This is a genomic window from Candidatus Enterovibrio altilux (assembly GCF_002381345.1).
GTDB lineage: Bacteria > Pseudomonadota > Gammaproteobacteria > Enterobacterales > Vibrionaceae > Enterovibrio > Enterovibrio altilux.
Genome location: NZ_CP020661.1, coordinates 57427 through 79055, shown reverse-complemented (window position 1 = coordinate 79055; position 21629 = coordinate 57427). Strand labels below are relative to the sequence as shown.

The following is a 21629-nucleotide window of genomic DNA, read 5'->3' as shown; positions in this document are numbered from 1 at the left end:
ATATATGCAAAAAACAGATATTAAAAAACTGATATTTTACAGCTGAGTTCATACAGTGTATCGCTAACTAGCTAGTATTAAAATGTAGCGTATATCTTTTATTTTTTAGTATATTCTGCTGTTTATTTATTTGAGTCATAAAAACTAGCTTTGTTTCCTAATCCGAGTTCAGACAGTAAATCACAATATTATCCATTATTAGACAATCACTTTCGTTTTAGGCATATTTAGTCTTTCCAATTTATTTAACGTTTTTATCATGGCGCAGGTTTTACTAATCTGAGTTACGTGATCCCTTAGACTGCATGTCCCTCCCAGTAGTTTTGTAACTCAAACCATTGCTGTCTCTGCTAGGTAAGGTTTATGGTAACCCGCTTTATTTTTTAAACTAGGGAACTAAATTATTAATTGACACTCTAAAAAGTTAGGCTTATTTAAGCATTCAGGTCTATGAACAATCCTGGCTACACAACAACTAACTGGAAGCAGTATAATTAAGCTTTAATATATTACCGCTATTTTATTTCATATATCATTCTGTTGATTGTTATAAAATTTGAGTATAATTACACAAGGTAAGCTTAAGATGGAACGTAAAACTCTTGCTAATGCCATCCGAGCATTAAGCATGGATGGCATACAAAAAGCGAACTCCGGTCATCCAGGCGCCCCCATGGGCATGGCAGACATTGCTGAAGTCTTGTGGCGCGATCACATGAATCATAACCCACAAAACCCTGAATGGGCGGACCGTGATCGCTTTGTCTTATCGAATGGTCACGCTTCTATGTTGCTCTATTCTTTACTTCATTTAACAGGTTATGACTTATCGATCGAAGATCTCAAAAATTTCCGTCAACTGCATTCAAAAACCCCCGGTCATCCTGAATATGGTTACGCCCCAGGCATAGAAACTACTACAGGTCCTTTGGGTCAGGGTATTACTAATGCAGTAGGTATGGCAATAGCAGAAAAATCTCTGGCAGCTCAATTTAATCGTGGAAGTGACGATGTCGTCGACCATAATACTTATGTGTTCTTAGGTGACGGTTGCCTCATGGAAGGTATCTCACATGAAGCATGTTCATTAGCGGGTACGTTAAGTCTAGGTAAACTAATTGTATTTTGGGATGATAACGGTATTTCTATTGATGGTCATGTTAAAGGCTGGTTCACAGACGATACGCCTAAGCGTTTTGAAGCGTACGGCTGGCATGTGATTCCCTCAGTTGATGGTCACGACGCTATTGCAATTAATACGGCAATTGAAACGGCAAAATCGGAAACAGGTCGCCCAACTCTTATTTGTACTAAAACCGTAATTGGCTTTGGTTCACCAAATAAAGCAGGTACTCACGGCTGTCACGGCGCTCCATTAGGCAACGATGAAATTGACGCAACCCGTAAGCAATTGGGCTGGGAATATGAACCGTTTGAAATACCACAAGACATTTATTCCGCGTGGTCTGCAAAAGATGCAGGTGCAGCAAAGGAATTGATGTGGGATGAAAAATTTGTAGCTTATGAAGCATCATACCCTGAGCTTGCAGCTGAGTTTAAACGCCGTCTTAACGGTCACCTGCCAACTGAATGGGAAGCGAAAGCTAACCAAATTATTGTGGATTTACAAGCAAATCCAGCAAATATTGCATCACGTAAAGCATCACAAAATACACTGGAAGCATTCGGCGCAATGCTGCCAGAATTAATGGGCGGTTCAGCGGACCTTACACCATCAAACTTGACTATGTGGTCTGGCTCAAAAGCTATTACTGCTGACGATGCATCAGGCAACTACATTCACTACGGCGTACGTGAGTTCGGTATGACTGCTATCATTAACGGTATCGCGCTACACGGTGGTTTCGTGCCTTATGGCGCGACCTTCCTCATGTTCATGGAGTACGCACATAATGCAATGCGAATGGCGGCATTAATGAAACTTCAGAACATTCAAGTATATACTCATGATTCAATCGGTTTGGGTGAAGATGGTCCAACACACCAACCGGTTGAACAGATCGCGTCACTGCGTTTAACACCAAACATGAGCACATGGCGTCCATGTGACCAAGTTGAATCGGCTGTTGCATGGAAACTGGCTATTGAACGCAAAGACGGCCCAACGTCGTTAATCTTCTCGCGTCAAAATTTGGTTCAACAAGATCGTACTGCGGATCAAGTTGCTGATATCGAGAAGGGTGGTTATATCCTGAAAGATTGCACAAGTAAACCGGAGCTTATTTTGATTGCAACTGGTTCAGAGATTGAACTAGCCGTAGAAGTGGCTGCGCAATTGATGGTAGACGGTAAACAAGTACGCGTGGTATCTATGCCTGCAACCGATGTGTACGATAAGCAAGACGTGGTTTACCGTGAATCAGTACTGCCTTCAGATGTAATTGCACGTGTTGCAATTGAAGCGGGCATTGCGGATTTTTGGTACAAGTATGTTGGTCTTGATGGTCGTATTATCGGCATGCATTCGTTCGGTGAATCTGCACCAGCCAATGAGTTATTCGAAATGTTTGGCTTCACCATTACAAACATTATTAAAATATCAAAAGAGCTGGTTAAGTAAACTTTTGTACACTGTCGTAGTGGTAACATGTTATTATTTGGTGAATAATCACTAAATTGAATGTTGTAGTCAAGAAACTTGCAAGACCTGATTTCTATGCTTGTTCAAAGTTGTTCTTTTTCCGATTATTTCAAGAGATAGCATCATGTATAAGTTACCTGAACACTGTTACTTATTATTTTAAAATACGTATTAAATTAATTCAACTTTATAAAATAAATTTTTTTAAAGTTATTATTGTGGATACCATTGATGTTAAGTCTAGTTTTATCAGTAAATAAAAACTTTATTACTTAATTAAAGTCCAGATCGACAATTTTAACATAATTCACTACGAGATAATCACTTTCGTTTTAGGCATACCTAGCTTTGTTAGCTTATTGAACGCTTCTGTCATGGCGTCGGTTGCACTAATCTGAGTTGCATGATCCTTTAGGTTCAAAGCCAATGATGAAGGAGAATGGGAAGTAAAAAGCATGGTATTGATGAAAACGGAAAGTCTGGAGCAAGCTACATTTAGCGGTAGATATAAATATGCACGAAATGATTGCTGCTGAATTAAGTGCAATAAATGTGACTGACGGTGAAGGGCTACCTAACTCATTCAAACAGACCTGCCGAAAGATTAATGAAATATTAACCAATGGTGCTTATGAAATTAAAAAATATTACGAAACCGTTCGTATAAAATGAGTGGTTCCATTAATTTCACACAAAAAAGGAGCACTTTTTTGGAAACGAGATCATCCGTGTAATTTAGCGGTTAGTTGCCAGAAAATATACGGTTTAAATTAGCACTGAAAAACGAGGTATAGTTACCATAAACGTTCTCTATCAGAGCACGGAAATGGTTCGAATTAAAAAACTCCTCGGGGGGGACATTGAGCGTAAAAAATCATAATGCTAAAATTAAAGAAATCTACGCTATAATAAAAGTGTTCCATAATCTGATAGGACTAGGTATGCTTAACACGAAAGTGATTGTTTAATAGTGAACTATGCTGGGAATGGCTATCTGCACTTAAATTAGAAAACAAAGCTAACTAAAAAGTGAAACACGTGTCTATGGATAAACTCAAACGCAAACTGGAGAGGACTTAATACTGATGAATCCCACTCTTGATACAACTATCCAGGTAATCTATAAATGTGTGTCCATTATGTTCTAGTAATTTTGGAAACATTGAAATTGGTGTCATTCCTGGAAATGTATTAATTTCATTTAATAGTATTTTTCCGTCGTCTGTCAAAAAAAAGTCAATACGCGACAAATCTTTCAATCGTAAGTGCATAAATGCCCTTTTTGCGTATTCACGCATTGTTGCAATTTGCATATCTGTTAGATTAGCTGGTTCTAGTGTTGTTATACTGTGGCTCATTATGCTGTATTTTTCTTCATATGTGTAGAATGAATCAACTGGAAAGCTGATTTCACCAGGGTTCGTCACTATAACTTCGCCATTATAATAGTATATTGCAATTTCTAACTCTCTTGGATGCATATCTTTTTCAACTAACACTTGATTTGAGAAGGTAAAGGCATTCTCTACCGCTTTTTTAATTTCTGATTTATCGATGATTTTATAACATCCAATAGATGAACCTTGGGAAGATGCCTTCACAAAAATAGTACCCCAACGATTGAATGCTTCTTCCGCTTTCAACACACTGTCGTTGTTATTATCGATCAGGAAAACATACGGGGTGTTCGGTATGCCAATGGCATCAAACCAAAGTTTTGATGCAATCTTGTTAAAACAAACAATGCTTGCAGATGCATCACAACCCATAAAGGGCAGGCCTAATAATTCAAGTAGAGATTGAATATTACCCGTTTCACCTGGGAAACCGTGGATACATGGCACAACATAATCAATAGCAATAATATCGCTGCCAATGTTTAAGCTTTTATCAAAATTTAAGCGACAAGTTTGTCCGTTTGAATCTTTCCATCCTTCATTTTTTGTTATTTCAACACGAGTTACAACGACTGTAAGCAATTTTTGAAGCTCTGATTCGAGATAGTTCGCTGAGACCATGGAAACTTCATGTTCTGCACTGCCACCGCCGCACAGAAGTAATACTTGAATTAGACTTATAATCTTACATACTCCGTTTTGAGTAGTATTTCAGGGATGGTTAAATTTTATTAACAAAATAAATTTGTTTTCTAAACTTGGGAACTACATCATCAATTTAAGCCCTATACTCAATCAACTTGAAGATGAAGGTTTGAGAACCTGAAACTTATTATTTATTGAGGACATATTAAAGAGCTTGCAATCTCTGAAAAAGTAACCGCAAAAAATTATTTAATAGCCTTGTTTTGAAGTAACGCTGAGTTTTGGGGAAAACCTTTTTTATTGATTGTCCATTCATCACCTTCCATAGCTATTCTATTAGGTTGAGATATGGGCTATAATGTGGAAGGTAATGTGGTTCAACATTTAGAACTAAGACTGTATGTTTAACAATATTACTTCGCTCCATAGATAACAATATGGAATTAATAAATGGATGAATAATTTTTTTAATTTATTAAAAAATAGGCTTTATTTTTTACTATTTATTGTATTCATAATTGCGCATTATATCACCAAGAGTATTTCAAAAAATTTAGGCCGCTAATAAAACTTAAGCTGCTACTGCTCTCCGTCGTTTAGAGGGCTTAATTTTACTTTTGCGTATTCATCTATGCGTCATTTTGATCGCTTGCATTGGGTGAAAGATGTCAACGGACTTTATTTTTAATGCGAGTTAGGATAGCAAATTTCAACAGGATTAACTATGAAACAATCGTTTTTATTTTAGGCATAATTAGCCCGATCATCTTATTTAACACTTTTATTATGGCTTAGCTTTCATTAATCTGAGTATTGTGACCCCTTAGGCTTGATGTCTCTTCCAGTAGTATTTTGACTCGAAACATTACCGTTTTTAATAGAAAACATTTGTGGTAATTATAGTTCATTTTCCAATGTTGATCTGAACCGTATAACGGCTGGTAACTAACCGCTAAATTATGCGGATGACTTCATTCCCCAAAAGTCGTTCCTTTGCTTGGAGGAATGAGTGGAACCGTTCATTTAATACGAACGGTATCGTAACATTGTCTGGTGCCCCAAGTTCCATCGCCTGATATTTCATTGATGCTGCGGTGTGTTTATTTGAGTAAGTTAGATGGCACTTCACTATCTTTGTCATGTTTTTTTACTTGCCATTCGTCTTCGCCATAGGTTTTGAGTCCCGCAAAATCAATGGCTAAATGCTGAATGGTTCTTTTAGTATTCATCTTGAACGCGACGTTAACCGTTTTGACTCGTTTGCTAACGCATAAATACTGAGAGCATGACAATGGAAAGTGAGTAAGTTTAAAAAATAAGATTATTGAATCTGTGCAGACCTCTCAATGGCATTAAAAATATGTTTTGACCATGAGAGCTGTCAGACATGGCTAAATAGCTATATGATTGAAAACCTCCCACGATTGTACGGGTTAGTGTGACTCCGTAACTGAACGGCTTCTTTATCAATCCAGAATGCTAGTGAGCCCAGTTGTTTAGAGCGTAGATTGATAATTTAGTTCTCTGATTTAGGCAACAAGGCCGTGTCAATGAATAAAATGGGTGTGTTCTTAGTGAAATGGGCTTTCAAGACATCATAGCGACGAGTATAATCGTTTTGTTTGTCAGCATTAAATTTGTGTAGGTTCCCTTCTAGCATCTTATAATTGAATGTATTATGATGAAGATACTGGATCACTCTCGTTGCCGTGTATTTTGCTTAACACAGTTCCTTCAAATAGGTGGTAATTCTGTTTTCTAAATCAAGAACTCAATTATCAATCTACGCTCTAAACAGCTGGGCTCACTTAAATATTTAGTATGGAATCAAACTAAGCCGAGTAATCGTGGGAGGGCTTGATTTATGTGGCTACTTAGCTATTAACTCTACAGTGCTTCAAGTCTAAGGTGAAGGTGAATGGAATGTGAAAAGCATGGTACTGACGGTAAACGTTGAGTCTGGTACAAATTACATGTAGCGGTAGGTGTCAATACACATGCAATCATTACTGCTGAACTGAGTGCATCAAATGTGACTTATGGTGAAGTGTTACCTAATTTGCTCAAAAAGACTCACCGCATAATCTATGAAATAGCAGGTGATGGAGCTTACAACATCAGAGAATGTTACGAAACCATTCGTATTAAATGAGTGGTTCCACTCATCCTTTAAAAAAGAGCAATTTTTTGAAAATGAAGTATGTATACCATAAGTATGCCCTATTAAAAAAGGTACTGTTTCGAGTTAAAAAATTACTTGAATAGACATTGAGCTCAAAAGATTACAATATCCAGGTTGGCGAAAGCTACACCATGATAAAAGCGTTAAATATATTGGTAGGATTAGGTATGTCTAAAACGATCGTCTAATAGCTCATTCTGTTGAAATTAGCCATTTGAATTTGAATGAGGAAACAAAGCCCATCCTGGCTATTAACTACCTTTGAACTGCACTGGTTTGCTAACAGCAAACGATACTTAACATCAATAGTAACCACAATAATTACTTCATAAAAAATGGAGACATCACACTACGCTCGATCCGTTGAATACATAACTAACTTCTCGAAACTATTTGCAAAGAATTTAAGTAATGAGTAATTAGATCTCGTTACCACGACTGTTCTTCTAAACCCTAGCATATATCTAAATAAAAAAATTAATGATATCTAGTTGTTTTTATTTTTTTCATTGCCTGTAATGTTTCAACGAATGCATCAAAACTTGCTTCATCAGTTGCCTCTTCGCGTTGCAATTTGAGCTCAACTTTAATGATACTTTCAACTGATATACGTAACTGTTGTACTGTAACTTTTAACTGACCAATTGCCGATAAAACTTCCGGAGTGAGTACATTTGTTTGACATGTAAATGTACTTTCTACTTGGATTCGAAGCATTTCTTCTGCACATCGAACAAAGATAACTGCATCATTTAATTTGTGCATACTAATTTCATCAAAGTAGCAAATTTGATTATCAGATTCAATGATATCATAATATTTATTACCCCAATCGGTTGTCTCATACTGAATGGTTGATATTGTTGTATTTATAGCATCTAAAAATTTTTGTTCAGGTAAACGTTTTTCATTCGTGCACGCATCACCACTCCAAAATCCTAGGCGCATTACCGTTTGAGTGGCTTCTAAAAGTGACGCACTTGCATTGCAGCTAAGTGTTAAAAATATTGCACTCATAATGAGGCCCTTGCATGCAGTGATTGCAGTCATCACCCAAACAAATAAATATCATTCATATAGGAGCGACCAAAGTTAGACCAAGGTTAGTCAGTTCATTGGTAAATTTCAATGAGTTGTTTAATTTTTAAAAAATATTGGCACATCATATTTATGTAAAAGATATTACTATGAATAATACCGAATTGTTTCCTTATATGCCTAAATATTTACGCATTCAAAGGGCTTTATTTTGTAACTAGACTTTACCATAAATTTAGGTATTTAAGTTCACTTAGCTGTTTAGGTTGCAAGTTAATGATTAAGTTGCTTTGTTTCGAAAATACAGCTTTATATATTATCAATAATATTTTATTTTTAGCAATAATTGAAACGAGTAATGAATGATTGACCATCTACTTAGTGACATTCTTTGAATATAAATACATCAATTAATAGACTTTTACTTCTTCTCACTTTATTAATTAAAAGTTAGAGTCTACGCTGAAATAATATACATGTCACGAAAATGAGAGTGTGAAAGTAAAATGAGATCAATTCGGTACGTGTATTTTGCATTTATGGGATTCATTCTCATCTTAGGAATTTCAATCATTTTCGCGGTTCTTCATTCTGGAGTGTTAGGCAAAAATATTAACACTATTTATGAACAGCGCTATCAGCAATATGCGTTAGCTATAGAGCTGAAACAAAGTTCTGATTTATTAACATTGTTTGCGCGAAACTACGCCGTGACATCTGATAAACGCTGGAGTTATCTATTTGAACGTGTAAAAGGCATTCGGGACGGTCAATTACCTCTGCCAGAAAGGTATAATTTTGACTATTGGGCACAGATGTCTGATCCTAGTTATGAGGTGCAACAACTTGATGTGCCAGTTCGTCCTGATTATCCATCATTGTTAAGTCGATTACGCAATGTAGGTATCAGCGAAGCACATTTAACGTTTCTCACACAAGCACTGTATCGTTCTCAAGAGTTAATCGCCATCGAGCAACGTGCGATGGACTTAATGCAGGGTAAAAAGCATACAGCTAGAGGTATTGAGCGGGTTATCCCTGACCCTAAACGTGTACAACAGATGCTATTTAGTCCAGATTATATTCATGAAAAAAATAAAATCATGGGACCAATAGGGGCTTTTTATGATGCTATCGATCAAAGTACGCGAAAAGAGCTTAAGCAATTAATTCAAGATAAACACAATATGGATCGTATTGCCGTGTCAATGGCGTACCTACTGATTTTCACTGTTGCTATTACAACCATGTTGCTGTGGGTGCAATTTTTGAAACCGCTTGATAATATTAGGCGAACAATCGTAAGTAAGGTTCGTAATAAAGAATTTGAATTTAAGCTAGATGTGGATAGTCAAGGAGAATTAAAAGATCTCGCGACAGCGCAAAATAAAGTGTTAGAGGAGATAGCTGAACGCTTCGAATTTAGCCGCCAAATCAAAGTTTTTTCTGATCTTATTCGGGGATGTGTTGATACCAAAGATCTTGGTAATCGAATTCCCATCTTTTTTTTACAACGTTTCGAAATTCCCTATTCTGCAATTTACGTATTACGGAACGAAAAATTGCATTTAGTGGGAGGAGTAGGCGTTGATGAGCAAACAAAAGTGATGGAAGCTGAAAGTGTATCATTTCACCGCGCCATCATTGAGTCTAAAGAATTTTTGCGTATTCGTAACCAAAATGAACAGTTTTCACTGACCTTACCTGCTGGTATTCTGAAACTGGCGGAAATGTATTTCATTCCGTTATGTGTTAACAATGATATGGTGGGTGTGTTAGAACTTGGATCAGTACGTGTGTTGTCTGATAAAGAAATTGATTGGTTAACTGAAGCCCAAGAAGACCTGGCGGTAGGGATTCAATTAACCATGAATGCAGAGCTTCAAATTGAAGCTGAGCACCGCATATCAGAACAACTAAAGCTGAATCAACAAATTATCAATGCGATGCCAAATCCCACATATTTTCGTGATACATCAGGTCATTATATTGGTGTTAATGATGCGTTTACTGATTTTCTTGGCTTGTTTTATGTGGATATAGTGGGTAAATCACCCAGCGAATTGTTTAAAGGCGATGTAGCAGCTATGTTCGAAGAAGAAGAAAAACTGCTTCTTCAAAAGCCAGGTTCTCATGTCTATGACATTAAGCTTGCAAATGCGGATGGTGATGTTCGTACCATGACGGTTTATGAAGCCACATATTATGGTGGCGATGGACAACCACTGGGAATTGTTGGTTTGTTTGTCGATGTGACGACACAAAAACGTCTTGAAATTGACCTTATTTCTGCAAAAGATCAAGCGACTGAAGCAAGTAAAGCAAAAGGTGAATTTTTGGCAAACATGAGTCATGAAATCCGTACGCCAATGAATGCTATTTTGAGTATGTCACATTTAACGTTATTAACGAGTTTAAATGATAAACAGCGTAACTATATAGGAAATATAGAAAAAGCTGGTAAATCTTTGCTCGGTATTATTAATGATATCCTTGATTTTTCGAAGATTGAAGCCGGAAAGCTCACGGTCGAGCATATTGAATTCTGTTTTAGCGAAGTGTTGGACAACATCAAAAATATTATTTCCGTGAAAGCAAAAGAGAAAGATTTAGAACTTATCTTCAATATAGATCCCAATTTGCCTAATAATTTAGTGGGGGATCCACTCCGGCTTGGTCAAATTATTATAAATCTTACTGGTAACTCGGTGAAATTTACTGAAAGCGGTGCAATTATCATTCGTGCAAAAAAAATGATGGATGATGATGAGATGGTGGAAATTCAGTTTGATATTCAAGACAGCGGTATTGGTATGAATGATGAACAGATGGCGCATTTATTCCAATCCTTTTCACAAGCTGATGGTTCAATTACCCGAAAGTATGGTGGTACAGGCCTCGGCTTGACCATCTCTAAGAGCTTTGTTGAGCTGATGGGTGGCCGCATTTGGGTTAAAAGTGAGGTAGGTCAAGGATCCACTTTTTCATTTACCATCCGTTGTGGACACAGTGATTATAGTATCAAAGAGCAAGTAGCTAAAAGCACCATTTTGCATGACAAACGCGTGCTAGTGGTGGATGATAATCCGGCATTTAAAAATATTATGTGTAAGCTACTCGACAATCTTGATTTGCGTGTTACAGATGCCTCAAATGGTAAAGAGGCTATATATGAGGTTGCAACTGCAAGTAAAAATTTTGATGGCTTTGATATCATCGTTATGGCTTGGGAAATACCAGACATAAACGGATATGAAGCAACTATGCAGATTCAAGCGATGCCTCTCGATAAAATACCGAAGATTATTCTCGTGGTGGCCTACGGTGAAAACGCTGATCTTGTCAATCATAATATGCAAAGCATTTTTGATGCCATATTAGTGAAGCCTATTAACGCATCTGCTTTGTTTAATGCACTGATGAAAGTATTCGGAAAAGAAGAACTAAAATTAGTTAATTTGCGTAACACTGAAGATTCGGATGTTGATAATTATGATTTTACAGGTTTGAATATTTTACTTGTTGAAGACAATGTTATTAATCAGGAAGTTGCAAAAGGCATATTGGAGCAATTTCAGCCGAATATAGATGTTGCTAATAATGGTCAAATAGCTTTGTATATGATACAAAAAAAACAGTACGATATTGTATTAATGGATATGCAAATGCCCATAATGGATGGGGTGACAGCAACGAAAAAAATTCGTAAAATTAAATCATTATCTGTGCTACCGATTGTTGCAATGACAGCAAATGCAATGGAACGTGACGTGCAACAATGTAAAGAAGCAGGCATGAATGATCATGTTTCGAAGCCAATAAATGTAAACGAATTGTTAAAAGCTCTTTATCGTTGGACGTCTGCATCACAAGAAGTAGTTAAGACTGCAGTGATAGCTAACGAGCAAAAAGAAGTAGAAACACAGTCGTGCTTAAATTTTAGTGACATAGACCCTTTAGTGCTAGATGCCAATGAAGGTACTCGTCGTATCGGCGGTAACACTGCCGCATATTGGAAAGTGATGACAGCTTTTACTGACAGTCAGTTGGGAACAATTAATCAAATACGTTATGCTTTGGCTGAGGGCAACCGAAAAGAAGTAACGCTATTTGCACACTCATTGAAAGGCGCTGCTGCGAATGTCTCTGCAAAAAAATTGGCGGTACTTGCAGGTAATTTAGAAGATCAAGCGGGCAGTACAAACGAAATAGAAGTCATTTTAATAGACAAAATACAAAGTATGTTGCTAAAAATCCAACGGTATATCCCAATAAAACAAAATGAAAAAAGCTCCGTTCAAGTCAGCTTTATGGGTTATACTTTTAAGGAGTTTCGTATAGAACTCGAGCAACTTCAAATATTATTGAACAATTTTGATACGCAAGCCGTTGATTTCATTGCAAAAATTAAAAAAAAATCTAAAAATATAGCAGTAAATCTGGAACACATAGAAAATGCTATTCGTAAATTTGAATATGAAATAGCTTCTAAGAAGCTTGAGATTGTGCTGGAATCTCTGGAAGATGATGAAGAAGAAAGTACTTCATCATTATTTTAATTGAATCGTAAATGACACGCAATTACGAGTGATGCATTCATGAAATTAAACCTAGCATAATATATTAACTTTTTTGAATGATTCTTATTGCTTACGTTGGGTGAACGAAGTCAATGAGTGTTTGTTTTTTAATTTGAGTTAGGATAATAAATCCTATTGTGACTAATTATTAGATGATTGCTTCCGTGTAGGCATCTTTAGCTCTGTCAGCTTATTTAACGCTTTTATCATTGCGTAGGCCTCGCTAATCTGAGTATTGTAATTCCTTAGGTTAAATGCCTCTTAGAAGAGTTTCTTCACTCGCAACATTACTGTTTTTAATAAGGAACACGTATGATAACTACACTTTATTTTTCAATGCTGATGTGAGCCGTAGAAATGCTGGTAATTGATCGCTCAATTCTGTGGATAACTTCATTTTTGAAAATTGCTCCTTTTCTTAGAAGGGTGAGTGGAACCGCTCGTTTAATACGAATGATTTCGTAACATTGTCTGATATCATAAGTGCCATCACTTGATATTTCATCCATACTGCGGTGGATCTATTTGAACAAATAAAGTAGCACTTTACCGGCAGTCACGTCTGATGACATTAATTCAGCAGCAATAATGTCATGCGTATTTACATCTACCTCTAAATGTAACTTACCCCAAACTAGCCATCTCCCATCAACGTATATTTTTTAAATTTTTTCATTCATCTTGACTTTGTTTCCTAAATCAAGGAACTACATTATCAATTTATGCTCTAAACAGCTACGCTAACTTAAATGTTCAAGTCTATGAACAAATTTAGCCACAAAACCACTGACTGGAAGCAGTGTAATTAAGCTTCAATTAATCGTGGTTCACTAATATTGTTGATTAAGACAGAAGTCTTTCAAATATGGAATCAAATTAATCAGAGTAATTATGGGAGGCTTCGTTTATTTAACAATTTAGCCATTACGATAGCTCTCATGGTTAAATGCGTATTCTTAAGGTCATTGCAAGGTTTGCCAAGATTCATTAATGTTGTTTTCAAATTTGCTCAACTGCCGTTGTCATGCCCTTACGATTTATGCATTTGCAAGCGAGCTAAAACGGTTAATGTCGCGCTCAAAACGAAGACTAAAGAGATCACCCAGTGCGTAGCCATTAATTTTACAGAGCTCAGAGTCTATGGTGAAAGCTAATGTACAGTAAAAAAGCATGGCACTGATGGAAAACAGTGAGTCTGGTACAAGTTACATTTAGCTGTAGATATAAATACGCATGAAATTACTGCTGCTGAGTTAGTGCATCAAATGTGACTGATAGTGAAGTACTATCTAATTTATTCAAGCAGATACACTGAAAAATCAATGAAATAACAGGCAATGGAGCTTACGATGTCGTTCATATTAAATGAGTGGTTCCAATCACCTCACTAAGAAAAATCGCAATTTTTGGAACGAAGTTATCCGCGTAATTTAGCGAGTAATTACCAGCACTTATACGGTTCAAATTAGTGTAAAAAACGAGGTATAGTTACAATAAATGTTCCCTTTTGGAGACGGAAATGTTTTGAAATAAAAAATTACTGGGAAGAACATTCAGCCTAAGAGATCGCAATGCTTCAATTAGCGAAACTTATCCCATGGTAAAAGCGTTAAATACGCTGATAGGACTAGGTATGTTTAAAATAAAAGTGAGCACACAATGAAATAATGAATTGTGTTGGGCTTTGCTACTTGTACTTAAATCAGGAGGCCAAGTCCTTCGTTAGACTCAAACAATTAAAGTATGACACTCACTCTTCGTCATAAATAGTTGGGATAGGTTGACGTTTATGTTGGGTAATTTTATAGATAGAAATCAATCGTTCAGTAACACGATCCTCTACAGGTTTACCTTCTAAGAAATCATCGATCTCGTCATAGGTTAATTGTAATGCATCTTCATCAGACTTCTGTGATGCAAGTTCTTCTAAGTCAGCAGCGGGTGTTTTTACAATTAATAAGTCAGGTGCACCCAGATGTGCCGCAAGCTGACGAACTTGACGTTTACTTAAACCAAATAAAGGTGCTAAATCGCATGCGCCATCACCAAATTTGGTGTAAAAACCGGTGATATTTTCTGCCGAGTGGTCAGTACCTAACACTAAGCCGTCAACAATCCCTGCTATTTCATATTGTGCGACCATACGTGCACGTGCTTTAACATTGCCTTTAATGAAATCGATTTTTTCATGGCCCGTTGATAGTAAGTTAGTCTTGGAAAGTGATGTAAGCGTTGATGTATGAAGCCCATCTACACCATCTTTGATATTTACGCTCACAGAGTGGGTAGGACAAATGAAGCTTAAGGCTAACTGCGCGTCATGTTCGTCTTCTTGCACGCCATATGGTAATCGAACAGCAATGAACTGATAGTCATTAAAGCCTGTAATTTTATTTAACTGATCAACAGCAATCTGGGCCAGTCGACCACATGTCGAAGAATCTAAGCCGCCACTTATACCCAGTACCAAAGAGGTTGTAAGAGAATCATTAAGACGCTTTTTGATGAAGTTAACACGACGTTGAATCTCAAATTCAGGGTCAATTGACGGTAGCACTTTCATCTTTGCGCGAATAGCTTGTTCCATTGCGTGGGGTTCCTCATTGCGTTGTTATACAATAATTCCATGCTGTAATAATTTAATCATAAAAAATGATTAATTATTGCAGCAACAACCATTGCAAACAATTTAATCTCAAATTTTCATAAGTGCTTATGGAGCAATCTTAGTTATCTTGATGCTCTGTTGATTTAGTCGAAATGAATACCCTATGAGTCCAGTCAACAAGTGAACCATAAAGTTGACACAACTACGGCTCCGATAATGTTTAATTTTAAATAGTTTTAATTGGTTAAAAATGGTTCCAATAATACATCATTTCCCGAGTATTAGGCTGAGATATGATTAATTAAAGCTTGATTGTACTGCTTCCAGTTAGTTCTTTTGCAGCGAATCTTGTTCATAGATCTAAATATTTCAGTTGGCCTAGCTGTATGGAGTACTGATTAAAGATCTAGTTCTCTAATTTAAAAAATAAAGCCCAGAATAGTGTTAATTAGCTCATCTATTAGCCACTTGTACTAATTGTAGCGTGGAATATAAATTAGTGCTTGCATGCGCTCAGCCCATTGCCTAATATTATCTTGTTTTCGAAAGGTAACATATTTTTGAATAAAAAATCCCTCTTAGTTCAGTTGGTAGAACGGCGGACTGTTAATCCGTATGTCGCAAGTTCAAGTCTTGCAGAGGGAGCCAAATTTAAGGCTTTGCCAAAAGGTGAGGTTTTTTAAAAATTTTAGCGTAATTTATTGTAAAGTTTGAGTGGATTCTGTTAAATTTTACTTAAAAATTAAATAGAAGAAATGTTCTTTTTTGAAGTGACCCAAATAATTGGACAACTAAGTATTAAGATTTTTTTGATGAAAGCAGCTGAGTATCAAGATGATTAAGCTTGATATTCAAGCAGTTGCGCAGATCTGAGATGAGCTCAGTAAAATTGTGGTGAGGTAGCAGCAAATAAAGTGCATACAATAAATTATGAAGTTTAGATGCCTAAATTAATGGAACGTTCATTCTATTGTTATATGGTGCTCACGGGAGGAAGGAAAGTTTAGTTTTTGTTTAGCATAGAAAAATATTACGTATTTTGTCGGTTTTGTTTCCTGATTCGAGTTTATATAGTAAAACCGGTTAAGTTACTAAATAAATTAAATTTTTCATGGTTATCCTACTTGGTGGGGTTCCATAGCTGAATGGCTTCTTCATCAATCTAGAATGTTAGTACTAGTTAGCCTCGATTAATTGAAACTTATTATACTGCTCTCAGTGGTTGTTCTGGAGTCAAGCTTGCCTATAAACCTAAATATTTAAGTGAACTGTATTGCTTAGGGACTTGGTTCCCTAATTTTAGTTTCAATAGCGAATTTCAGTATCATTAACTATTTGATGATCGCTTTCGTGTTAGGCATACCTAGCTTTATCTGTTTGTTTGACGATTTTATTATTGTGAAGATTTCGTCAATTTGGGCATCGTAGTCTTTTAGACTCAATGTCCCTCTGAAAAGTTTTTTGATTCGAAATATTGTTTTTTGACAGGTTTTATCTCCTAAATCAGAGAACTAAATTATTAATCTACGCTCTAAATAGCTAGGTTCACTTACATATTTAGGCCTATGCACAAGCTTAGCCACAAAACAATTAACTGGAAGTAATATGATCAAACTTTAATTAATCGTGATTCACTAATATTTTGAATTGATAAAAAATGTTTAGCTATGAAATCAAATGAAGCAGAGTAATCATGGGAGATCTCGTTTATTTAGTGACTTAGTCATTGATTCTACAGGGTTCAAAGTCTACTGTGAAGGCTAATGGAAAGTAAAAAAACATGGTACTGATGGGAAATGGTGAGTCTGGTATAAGCGACGTGTAGCGGTAAATATAAATACGCATGCAATTATTGCTGCTAAGTTAAGTGCATCAAATGTGACTGACGGTGAAGTGCTACCTAATTTGCTTAAATAAACTTGCTGGAAAAGCAATGAAAGATCAGCCGATAGTGCTTATAACACCGGACAATTTTACAAAAATCATTTTGTATTAAACAAGTAGTTCTACTCATCCCTCTAAAAAATAATTTTTTAAAACGAAATTACTCGTATAATTTAACGGTCAGTTACCAGAAGTTATACGGTTCCAATTAGCATTGAAAAATTAGGGATGATTACCATAAATCTTCCCTATCAGAAACGCCAATGTTTCGAATCAAAATACTTTCCGGATAGATATTGAGCTTCAGGAATCACAATGTTTAGATTAAGGAAGTTTACGCCATGATAAAAGCATTAAATAAGTTGACTTAGCTAGGTGTGCCTAAAACGAAAGTGATTGTTTAATAGTAAATTCTGTTGAAATTTATGATCTGAACTCGAATGATAAAATTAAACTCCTAAATATTCACCCGATAGAACAGTTCTGGAAGATGATAAATGAATAATCAAAAAACAACGTTTACTTTTAAAGTAAACGTTGTTTTAAAGAAGTTAAAGAAACTATTGAACAATTTTTCACTGTGATTTTATCAGTGATTACATGTTCTTTAACGTATTATAAATAATAAGCTTTAAACCGGCATCTTTAAATTAATTTGAGTATATGCATAATGCATTGAAGACACTTTAACCTGTCATACTCGCCTGAACCGACTATCATAGGTAAACAATCAAATCCTTAAATTAACTTTGTTCGTCAATCTCTGCTTCTAAATAGTCTTCCATGGGACCACCACGAGATGTTGAACAAAGGTTATAAACTACATGCTTCTGGTTAATCTCTTTAAGATATTTCAACCAACACAAAGAATATTGAGACTCAGCAGCACGACGACCGTTTATTTCGTCAACAAACCTTTGTTGTTCCTCATCTTGTGGAACCATCGTGCCTTCGAACAACGCCGTCATAGTACGCCCACAGGTTTCCAAAAGTTGCGCATCCTTGATGGTGAAGTAACCGGACCGGGCAAAACCTTTTGGAAAATGCTTGTCATCAAAAAATTTTTGACCACTAAACATTATTTAACTCCTTAATATATTTGCATAATATTTATCTCTAACCTATGCAACTGTAAAGAAAAATATTTTTAATGTAACAATAAATAAATCTAATTCTTAGTCTATTTTATAACTATGATTAAAAGTATTGTCGAGTCTTTATCGTCGGATCTTTCATTGATTTTTCAGCGGATCTGTTTGAGTAAGTTAGGTAGCACTTCACCGTCAGTTATATTTGATGCACTGAACTCAGCAGCAATGCCTTCATGAGTATTTATCTTTACCACTAAATGTAACTGGTGCCAGACTAGCTGTTTTTCATCAGTACCATGCTTTTTTACTTTCCATTTCCCTTCACCGTAGATTTTGAGCCTTCTTAAATTAATGAGTAAGTGCTGGATGGTTCCTTTATTCTTCATCTTGAGTGTGATGTTAATCGTCTTGGTTCGTTTGCTAATGCATGAATAGTGAGAGCATAACCATGGCAGTGGAACAAGCTTGTAAAGAGAATTAATGAATCTTTGCAGATCTCCCAATGGTATTAAAAATACGTGTTTAACCATGGTGGCCGTTGTAATTGCTAAGTCGCTAAGTAAATGAGGTTTTCTGTCATTACTCTGCTTAATTTAATTCCATAGCTGAATAGCTTTTGCATTAATCTAGAATGTTAGAGAGCCCCTGTTGGTTAAAGCTTGATTATACTGCTTCCCGTTAGTTGTTTTGTAGTAAAGCTTTCTTATAGATCTGAACATTTAAGTGACCTAGCTGTTTAGAGCGTAGATTGATCATTCAGTTCCCTTATTTAGGAAATAAAGCTCCAATTAATAATAAACAAAAGCGTTTTGATATGATACAGAAGAATAACAGCAGCATTTAAAGTGCTTTTTATTTGCACATATGATACATACTCCTCCGATTAAATGAATTTCTAGTCAAGGTAAGCTCTAAAAGTGCTGTAAACTTCAAATACCGACTGTAAATGGTTGAAAAATTGTCGATACTTGGGAGAGAGAAGATGAAAGAATCATTTTCTAGGCTTGTACGTTTCGCGCTGATCATAACTCTCAACGTTAGTAGGAAATATGTTTACGCCAAGGGGACCTTAGGTGAGCATCAGTTGAACAGTATACGAAGGCCCTCTTCAGGTAAGTGCTATAGCGTTTGTACACACACGCCCTTCCAAAAAAGTAGCTTTTATAGTTTCCTTTTTTATTATGTAACAACAATAAAGCGATTATTCTATTTCTTTCACTTACATAAAATTCATGGGTCATCCAGAAAATCAGCATCCATTGTTCAATTAATATTTGCATTATTTAAAAACACAAAAAACTACAAAATATTTAAAAGGATTACATACTATGCAACAGCTCCTCAACTAATAATATTAATTAAAATTCAATATGTTAAGTCTATTGCATGCTGAAAAACTGTTTTAAATTACGTCACAACATCCAAACACAACTAACCATATTAGTGTTGGGGGTTAGCGTATTTTTTGCACTACTTTCAATGAGTGTACAAATAAGTATTAACTACACACATACTGTCGATGCTACTAAAAGTACTTTAGAAAAACGTATGGACAGTACGATTTCTGTCGTTAAAGATGCTATCAAAAAGAACGATCAGACATTAATCCATCAGCAGCTGCAAAGTCTGGCCAATATGCCATATATCCGCAATGTTCTCTTCATCGACAATGATGACCGTCAACAATGGGCATACATAGATAAACAATTATTACCGACTGATTTTTTCACTCAATATAACTTGAATGATGCAGAAGATTATAGTGGATCTTTCAAAGTATTCTTAGATCTTAAAGCCATTGAAGATATTGCAATTGAAAACGCAAGCTCTGTTGCACTGATTTATCTGCTTGAAGCAATTGTTATCGCCTTACTGCTTCTTTTTATTGTTCGACGTACTTTTACAAGCAGGATGAAAGTACTCGCCGAACATGTTGATAAAATTGATTTAACTAACATTGGGAAGTTTGCTATCACGCAGACATTAATAAAAAGTAAGGATGAGATTGGTCAGGTAGCAAAATCCATCCAAGCACTGTACCAGCGTGTTCGTGTTGATTTGATTGGAAAGAAACTGGAAGAAAGAACTCTTCGTCAACACAAAACCTTACTAGCGGAAGAAGTCAGTATTCGAACACAAGAACTGGATTGGCAGAATAACGCTAATAAATTACTTGCTAACCTATCGCTAAGGTTGCTCAGCGGCCATAAAACCAATATAGAACATTATGTTCGTTTGAGCATGCCGCAAATGGCTAACTTACTAAAGGCCGACCATATCTTTTGGCTGTCACTTGATTTTAATAAAGTTATCTATCGTGCGTCATTTCCAGAAAACAGCGATGAACCAGAGATTGATTTCAGTGATATGTATAAGTTGAAGCGTTGGTTGATGGAAGTTCATAACACTGCTATAATAGTAGATGTTGATACTCTACAAAGTAATGCACTCACTGAACGTGCATTTCTCAAAAAAGTCGGCATTCATAGCCTCGCAATGTTCCCACTGTCTGATGGGCACAAAAGTTTCGGTATTTTCGTTGTCACTAAAAGACAAGTTTCTTTGCAATGGAATGAGAATAAAAGCCTATTGCTAAAACGCTTTGCAACAATGCTCAGTGAATTGACAATTAGGGAACGTGATCATATTGCAATGACAGAGCTTCAAGAAGAGTTAATTTTAGCAAATGAAAGACTACGGGTTGAAGCTGAGACGGATGAGCTCACTCGTTTACTTAATCGTCGTCCGTTTAGGAGACTGCTTAACGCCGCCTTGTACGATGCAGTAAAGGAGGAGTCCGTGCTTACTATCATGATGATCGACATTGATCACTTTAAAGCTTATAATGATATTTATGGTCATTTGAAGGGTGATAAAGTCCTTACTTATGTTGCACGTACAATGAATCAAGTGGCAACCAACTTGGAAGGGTCGATTGCCCGCTTCGGTGGTGAAGAATTTGCGCTTCTCATAAAACGTTGTAACTATGAGCAGGCACAAAAAGCGGCATGGCTACTCTGTCAGGCCGTGCGTGATTTGAGTATATCGCATCAGGGTAGTAGAAATAGCGGAATTATTACCATTAGTATCGGTGGTGTTATTTGTGCACCAGATAGTGACACACAACCAAATCAGCTGCTCGAAACCGCCGACCAACGCCTCTATAATGCTAAACGTAGTGGCAGAAACAGAGCTGAAATTAAGCGGATGGACATTGTGCCAAAAGACACTTCTCATCCATTCTAAATGCATTATTTCCGGAATGTCTTAGCTTTATTTCTTAATGCGAATTCAGACAAAAAATATCAATTAGCATTAAGAAACAAGGCCTGAGCTACGATTAATTAAAGCTTGATTATACAGCTTACAGCTGGTTGTTTTGTAGCGAAGCTTGTTCATAGATTTGAATATTTAAGTGGGCCTAGCTGTTTAAAACGTAGATTGATAATCTAGTTCCCTGATTTAAAAAATAAAATTTTCCTTGGAGGTAATACCCATATACAAAGCTTTTTAACTTGAAATATTGCCGTCCCTGATAAAGGCGTGTATTATAATAAAATTTTGTTTGCTGATGCTAATGTGAATCGCATAATTTCTAGCAA

At 36.2% G+C, this 21629-nt stretch carries 11 protein-coding genes, 1 tRNA gene and 4 pseudogenes; 8 read left to right on the top strand and 8 right to left on the bottom strand.

Annotated elements, in window-relative coordinates:
* The first annotated feature begins 586 nt into the window (after positions 1–586).
* On the top strand, positions 587–2581 hold the full coding sequence (tkt, locus tag BTN50_RS07065) for a transketolase (protein ID WP_096619604.1): 1995 nt from the start codon (positions 587–589) through the stop codon (positions 2579–2581).
* Between the two features lie 534 nt (positions 2582–3115).
* Positions 3116–3274, top strand: a complete 159-nt coding sequence (locus BTN50_RS10230; RefSeq protein WP_161492989.1) for a hypothetical protein — start codon at positions 3116–3118, stop codon at positions 3272–3274.
* 404 nt (positions 3275–3678) lie between these two features.
* On the opposite strand, the gene BTN50_RS07060 is transcribed toward BTN50_RS10230, so the two are convergent.
* The 3 genes from BTN50_RS07060 to BTN50_RS07055 form a co-directional block, all read right to left on the bottom strand.
* Positions 3679–4680 carry a D-alanine--D-alanine ligase gene (locus BTN50_RS07060; protein WP_096619603.1) on the bottom strand — a complete coding sequence of 334 codons (1002 nt, stop codon included), beginning with the start codon at positions 4678–4680 and terminating at the stop codon, positions 3679–3681.
* Positions 4681–5596: 916 nt separating this feature from the next.
* A complete protein-coding gene (locus BTN50_RS10225) occupies positions 5597–5773 on the bottom strand; it encodes a hypothetical protein (protein WP_161492988.1) in 177 nt (58 codons plus the stop codon).
* Entirely contained in the window at positions 5745–5936 is a 192-nt protein-coding gene (locus tag BTN50_RS07055; protein ID WP_161492987.1) for a transposase, read from the bottom strand. The genes BTN50_RS10225 and BTN50_RS07055 overlap by 29 nt, the downstream gene beginning before the upstream one ends.
* A gap of 579 nt (positions 5937–6515) precedes the next feature.
* On the opposite strand from BTN50_RS07055, the pseudogene BTN50_RS11435 reads away from it, so the two are divergent.
* Positions 6516–7014 (top strand): annotated as a pseudogene (locus BTN50_RS11435) (transposase); the annotation flags it as partial.
* 289 nt (positions 7015–7303) lie between these two features.
* On the opposite strand, the gene BTN50_RS07050 reads toward BTN50_RS11435, so the two are convergent.
* Complete coding sequence (locus BTN50_RS07050; RefSeq protein WP_150137325.1) at positions 7304–7843, bottom strand: hypothetical protein; 540 nt, start codon at positions 7841–7843, stop codon at positions 7304–7306.
* Between the two features lie 527 nt (positions 7844–8370).
* Between BTN50_RS07050 and BTN50_RS07045 the strand changes: the two genes are divergently transcribed.
* Positions 8371–12423, top strand: coding sequence for a hybrid sensor histidine kinase/response regulator (locus tag BTN50_RS07045; protein WP_235611004.1), 4053 nt, complete (start codon positions 8371–8373; stop codon positions 12421–12423).
* A 347-nt stretch (positions 12424–12770) separates the two neighbouring features.
* On the opposite strand, the gene BTN50_RS07040 is transcribed toward BTN50_RS07045, so the two are convergent.
* The gene (locus tag BTN50_RS07040) at positions 12771–12953 is read right to left on the bottom strand and encodes a hypothetical protein (RefSeq protein ID WP_096619600.1); all 183 of its coding nucleotides are present in this window, start codon (positions 12951–12953) and stop codon (positions 12771–12773) included.
* 306 nt (positions 12954–13259) lie between these two features.
* Between BTN50_RS07040 and BTN50_RS07035 the strand changes: the two are divergent.
* A pseudogene (locus BTN50_RS07035) lies at positions 13260–14107 on the top strand (IS5 family transposase).
* A gap of 87 nt (positions 14108–14194) precedes the next feature.
* Here BTN50_RS07035 and nadE read toward each other — a convergent pair.
* The gene (gene nadE / locus BTN50_RS07030; RefSeq protein ID WP_096619599.1) at positions 14195–15031 is read right to left on the bottom strand and encodes an ammonia-dependent NAD(+) synthetase; all 837 of its coding nucleotides are present in this window, start codon (positions 15029–15031) and stop codon (positions 14195–14197) included.
* Positions 15032–15624: 593 nt separating this feature from the next.
* Between nadE and BTN50_RS07025 the strand changes: the two genes are divergently transcribed.
* Together BTN50_RS07025 and BTN50_RS10510 are read left to right on the top strand one after the other, a co-directional pair.
* Positions 15625–15700: transfer RNA gene (locus BTN50_RS07025), tRNA-Asn, on the top strand.
* Positions 15701–16671: 971 nt separating this feature from the next.
* Positions 16672–17307, top strand: a pseudogene (locus BTN50_RS10510) (transposase).
* 372 nt (positions 17308–17679) lie between these two features.
* On the opposite strand, the gene maoP reads toward BTN50_RS10510, so the two are convergent.
* Both maoP and BTN50_RS07015 read right to left on the bottom strand, forming a co-directional pair.
* A complete protein-coding gene (maoP, locus tag BTN50_RS07020) occupies positions 17680–18015 on the bottom strand; it encodes a DUF413 domain-containing protein (RefSeq protein ID WP_096619598.1) in 336 nt (111 codons plus the stop codon).
* Positions 18016–18182: 167 nt separating this feature from the next.
* Positions 18183–18734: pseudogene (locus BTN50_RS07015) on the bottom strand (transposase); the annotation flags it as partial.
* A 772-nt stretch (positions 18735–19506) separates the two neighbouring features.
* On the opposite strand from BTN50_RS07015, the gene BTN50_RS07010 reads away from it, so the two are divergent.
* Complete coding sequence (locus BTN50_RS07010) at positions 19507–21273, top strand: GGDEF domain-containing protein (RefSeq protein ID WP_223823288.1); 1767 nt, start codon at positions 19507–19509, stop codon at positions 21271–21273.
* The last annotated feature ends 356 nt before the right edge of the window (positions 21274–21629 follow it).